The following is a 3,125-nucleotide window of genomic DNA, read 5'->3' as shown; positions in this document are numbered from 1 at the left end:
TTTAATCTGTTTCGCTCATCGCGTTTCTTAACATTTAACTGTTAAGTAATTGACTGGTTTCTATTCTCTGTTCAATTTTCAAAGACCCTGTCGCTTCAAGCGACTTTTACATATTAACATTTTTGTTTCTTCTTGTCAACAACTTTTTAAAATATTTTTCAAAATCTTTGTCGACTATTTGTCGTTTCTTGCGACAACATAAATTATTCTATCATCCCTTATGATTCTTTTTTTTTAATAATATGTGGATTTATATATATTTTATTAATATTTCTCATTTATGCTCAATATATCTGAATTTATCACCTATAGAAACACTTGGCAAAGTTTATTTGAAATTTATTTATTATAACTTTTGCCTTTATTTGATATCATATATATATAAGAATGAAAAGGAGTTGCTATGTATGTTTCCTAACTTTAGTTCTTTTCTATATTGGATATTTCTCATAAATGCTTTTATAGTAATAATAATAATATTACTAGAAAGAAAACGACCTGAAAAAACTATAGCTTGGTTATTATTAATAATATTACTTCCGCCTATTGGATTATTCTTTTACATATTCCTTGGTCGCAATTGGAAGATACATACCTTAAATAAACACTTTTCTCCTGGAGTAAAGGAGCTAGTTTGTAGAGTTTTAAATAAAATAGAAGACCCTTATTATATACCACTTATTCAACTGCTAGCTAAAAATAGTGATTCTCCACTATTTATTGATAATGATATAATAATTTTTAATAATGGAGAGGAAAAATTTAAGGCTTTAAAACAAGAAATAAAAAATGCAAAACATCATATTCATTTAGAATATTATATTGTGAAAAATGACACTATAGGAAATGAAATAAAAAATTTATTAATACTTAAAGCTTCAGAAGGCTTAAAAATCAAATTTATTATAGATAGAGTCGGTTCCATTAAGCTTGGTAACTCATATATACAAGATTTAAAAGACTCTGGTATAGAGGTGATTCAGTATTCATATTTCTTAGCTCCATTTTTACGCTATATAAATACTCAAATTAATTATCGAAATCACAGAAAAATAGCTGTTATTGATGGAAAAATAGGCTTTTTAGGCGGAATCAATATAGGTGATGAATACTTAGGAAAGAGCAAATTAGGATATTGGCGTGATACTCATATAATGGTAAAAGGAGATTTTACTTTAGGATTGCAAGGAGTTTTTATAGATGATTTTTGGACTATAAATCGTGTTAATAATGCCCCTCCATCTTTTGATAATAACTTTTATAGCTATTTTCCACAATCAGAAAAATCCAAAGGCAAGATAATGCAATTAGTCAAAAGCGGCCCTGATTCTCCTTATGCCTCCATACTACAAGGTGTTTTAAAAATGATTTCTATGGCAACACAGCATATATATATAACTACACCTTACTTTGTTCCTCCAGAGAGCATAATGGAATCATTAAAAATAGCAGCCCTATCAGGAATTGATGTGCGAATATTATTTCCTGGAAGATATGATCACTTTACAGTATATTATGCTTCTCGTACCTATTTATTAGAACTTATAAAATGTGGTGCAAAAGTTTACTCTTATGATAAAAGTTGTTTTATACACTCAAAAACTATTACAATAGATGGAAAGATCTGCACTGTAGGTACTGCTAATATGGACATTAGAAGTTATGAACTTAATTATGAAATTAATGCAGTAATATACGATGATGAAACTACCTTAAAATTGGAAAATATATTTTTAGAAGACTTGAAAAAAAGTAACTTGATTACAGAAGAGGATTATAATAATTCATCCTTCCTAATAAAATCAGTAGAAGCTGTATCTCGGGTATTTTCTTCACTACTATAAACCTTAAAACAATATGGAGGTATTTTATATGAATATAAATGATGAATTGAAAAAAATAGAATTAGAAATTAAACATATTACAGAAACATATACAGGCGATCTTACTGGTGGATATATTGTTGGTGATGGCCCCATTCCCTGCAAAATATTATTTATAGGTGAAGCCCCTGGTAAAACAGAAGTTGAGCAAGGTAAACCATTTGTCGGCATGGCGGGCAAAACCTTTGAAAAACACTTGAATTCCATTGGTCTTTCTCGAAGCGACATAAGAATAACCAATACTTGCTTTTTTAGACCTATAAAGTCAAAGGAAACCTTAAATAATAGAAAAAGTATAAGCAATAGGCCCCCTAAAGTATCTGAAATAAACTTATTCAAACATATAGCTCAAAGAGAAATAGAATTGGTAAATCCTAAAATTATTATAACCTTAGGGAATGTACCCTTGAAACAATGGACTTCATGTATTAATATAGGTGATTGTCATGGTAAGCTTATATTCAACAATGATATAAATACGTACATATTTCCAATGTATCATCCTTCATCTTTAATTTATAATAGAAGTGAAGATTTTTTTAAATCTTATGAAGAAGACTGGTTAAAATTAAAAGAGTCACTGGCCTCTATTTAGCGGCCAGCAACCTTCTTAACTTTATTATAAATCATCCTTTTCTTTATCACCTTTTAAGTTAGAAATTTTATTAGATAGTTCCTTTACTATAGTAATAGAATTATCTAACTCCCTACAATACTCCTCTAAATCTTTATCTATTATTTCATTATTCTTGTATTTTTGAAAAATTTTTTTCCCTATTTCTTCATATTTATTCTTAATGTTTTTTTCCTCATTACTTATGTTAAGACTTAATTTTGAAATCTCAACTACACCAGAAGACTTTTTGGCAATTATATTTGCTCCTTCTTCCACGGACTGAGCAATTTTAGTTAAACTACTAGATAGCTTATCCTTTAAGTCCATTTTATTTTATACCCCCATATTTAAATTCTAACTATAATTAACATAATATTATAACTATAGGCTATATGTGCTATTTAAGAAAAATATAAAATAAAAAAGACATCCTAAAAAACTAGGATGTCTTTGGTGGCTCACCGGGGAATCGAACCCCGGACACCATGATTAAAAGTCATGTGCTCTACCGACTGAGCTAGTGAACCATATTTTATCTGGCAACGACCTACTCTCCCACCGGGCCTCCCCGGCAGTACCATTGGCGCTTTGAAGCTTAACCTTCGTGTTCGGAATGGGTACGGGTG

General features: G+C 29.5%; 3 protein-coding genes, 1 tRNA gene and 1 rRNA gene. 2 read left to right on the top strand and 3 right to left on the bottom strand.

All coding sequences use genetic code 11. The features are described 5' to 3' along the window. The first annotated feature begins 407 nt into the window (after window positions 1-407). Both cls and JOC70_RS19000 read left to right on the top strand, forming a co-directional pair. Window positions 408-1,844: a cardiolipin synthase gene (gene cls / locus JOC70_RS19005; RefSeq protein ID WP_204600428.1), complete on the top strand. Its 1,437-nt coding sequence runs from the start codon at window positions 408-410 to the stop codon at window positions 1,842-1,844. Between the two features lie 28 nt (window positions 1,845-1,872). Next, window positions 1,873-2,478: a uracil-DNA glycosylase gene (locus tag JOC70_RS19000; protein WP_204600427.1), complete on the top strand. Its 606-nt coding sequence runs from the start codon at window positions 1,873-1,875 to the stop codon at window positions 2,476-2,478. A 24-nt stretch (window positions 2,479-2,502) separates the two neighbouring features. Here the strand turns inward: JOC70_RS19000 and JOC70_RS18995 are convergent, their stop codons facing one another. The 3 genes from JOC70_RS18995 to rrf all read right to left on the bottom strand — a co-directional run. After that, entirely contained in the window at window positions 2,503-2,826 is a 324-nt protein-coding gene (locus tag JOC70_RS18995) for a hypothetical protein (RefSeq protein ID WP_204600426.1), read from the bottom strand. 124 nt (window positions 2,827-2,950) lie between these two features. After that, a tRNA-Lys gene (locus JOC70_RS18990) sits at window positions 2,951-3,026 on the bottom strand. Window positions 3,027-3,033: 7 nt separating this feature from the next. Beyond that, window positions 3,034-3,125 (bottom strand): 5S ribosomal RNA (rrf, locus tag JOC70_RS18985); the annotation flags it as partial.

The organism is Clostridium pascui, from assembly GCF_016908015.1.
Lineage (GTDB): Bacteria > Bacillota > Clostridia > Clostridiales > Clostridiaceae > Clostridium_AK > Clostridium_AK pascui.
The sequence above is the reverse complement of the archived record's forward strand: the minus strand, read 5'-3'. Positions and strand labels throughout refer to the sequence as shown.

Coding starts and splice junctions, on each gene's coding strand:
- JOC70_RS18995 (WP_204600426.1), bottom strand. CDS start 2,826: ATGGACTTAAAGGATAAGCTATCTAGTAGTTTAACTAAAATTGCTCAG.
- cls (WP_204600428.1), top strand. CDS start 408: ATGTTTCCTAACTTTAGTTCTTTTCTATATTGGATATTTCTCATAAAT.
- JOC70_RS19000 (WP_204600427.1), top strand. CDS start 1,873: ATGAATATAAATGATGAATTGAAAAAAATAGAATTAGAAATTAAACAT.